This is a genomic window from Vibrio sp. 2304 (assembly GCF_033339475.1).
Taxonomy (GTDB): domain Bacteria; phylum Pseudomonadota; class Gammaproteobacteria; order Enterobacterales; family Vibrionaceae; genus Vibrio; species Vibrio alginolyticus.
The window spans coordinates 1-1,493 of record NZ_JAWOUQ010000034.1; the positions used below are offsets into that span (position 1 = coordinate 1).

Genomic DNA, 1,493 nt, shown 5'->3' on the forward strand with positions numbered 1-1,493 from the left:
ATCAACTCGAAACTCCTTCGGGTTGTATGGTTAAGTGACTAAGCGTACACGGTGGATGCCTTGGCAGTCAGAGGCGATGAAGGACGTATTAACTTGCGATAAGCCCAGATTAGGTAGTAAAAACCATTTGAGTCTGGGATTTCCGAATGGGGAAACCCAATACTATAAGGTATTACTGTTGAGTGAATACATAGCTCAACAGGGCGAACCGGGGGAACTGAAACATCTAAGTACCCCGAGGAAAAGAAATCAACCGAGATTCCGAAAGTAGCGGCGAGCGAAATTGGACTAGCCCTTAAGCTTTACACGCGTTAGACGAACAGCCTGGAAAGGCCGACGATACAGGGTGATAGTCCCGTAGTTGACGACGTGTGTTCAGTGAAATCGAGTAGGGCGGGACACGTGATATCCTGTCTGAATATGGGGGGACCATCCTCCAAGGCTAAATACTACTGACTGACCGATAGTGAACCAGTACCGTGAGGGAAAGGCGAAAAGAACCCCTGTGAGGGGAGTGAAATAGAACCTGAAACCGTGTACGTACAAGCAGTAGGAGCAGGCTTGTCCTGTGACTGCGTACCTTTTGTATAATGGGTCAGCGACTTATATTCAGTGGCAAGGTTAACCATCTAGGGGAGCCGTAGGGAAACCGAGTCTTAACTGGGCGTTCAGTCTCTGGATATAGACCCGAAACCAGGTGATCTAGCCATGGGCAGGTTGAAGGTTGAGTAACATCAACTGGAGGACCGAACCGACTAATGTTGAAAAATTAGCGGATGACTTGTGGCTAGGGGTGAAAGGCCAATCAAACCTGGAGATAGCTGGTTCTCCCCGAAAGCTATTTAGGTAGCGCCTCGGACGAATACTACTGGGGGTAGAGCACTGTTAAGGCTAGGGGGTCATCCCGACTTACCAACCCTTTGCAAACTCCGAATACCAGTAAGTACTATCCGGGAGACACACGGCGGGTGCTAACGTCCGTCGTGGAGAGGGAAACAACCCAGACCGCCAGCTAAGGTCCCAAATTACTACTAAGTGGGAAACGATGTGGGAAGGCTCAGACAGCCAGGATGTTGGCTTAGAAGCAGCCATCATTTAAAGAAAGCGTAATAGCTCACTGGTCGAGTCGGCCTGCGCGGAAGATGTAACGGGGCTAAGTAGTAAACCGAAGCTGCGGCAATGCACTTTAGTGCATTGGGTAGGGGAGCGTTCTGTAAGCGGTTGAAGGTGTGTGGTAACGCATGCTGGACGTATCAGAAGTGCGAATGCTGACATGAGTAACGATAAAGGGGGTGAAAAACCTCCTCGCCGGAAGACCAAGGGTTCCTGTCCAACGTTAATCGGGGCAGGGTAAGTCGACCCCTAAGGCGAGGCCGAAAGGCGTAGTCGATGGGAAACGGGTTAATATTCCCGTACTTCTTACAATTGCGATGGGGGGACGGAGAAGGCTAGGTGGGCCTGGCGACGGTTGTCCAGGTTCAAGTGCGTAGGCT

Annotated in this window: 1 rRNA gene (running past one end of the window); it reads left to right on the forward strand. The window is 50.8% G+C overall.

Annotated elements, in window-relative coordinates:
* The first annotated feature begins 28 nt into the window (after window positions 1-28).
* A 23S ribosomal RNA gene (locus tag R7P64_RS24035) occupies window positions 29-1,493 on the forward strand (it continues 1,494 nt past the right edge of the window).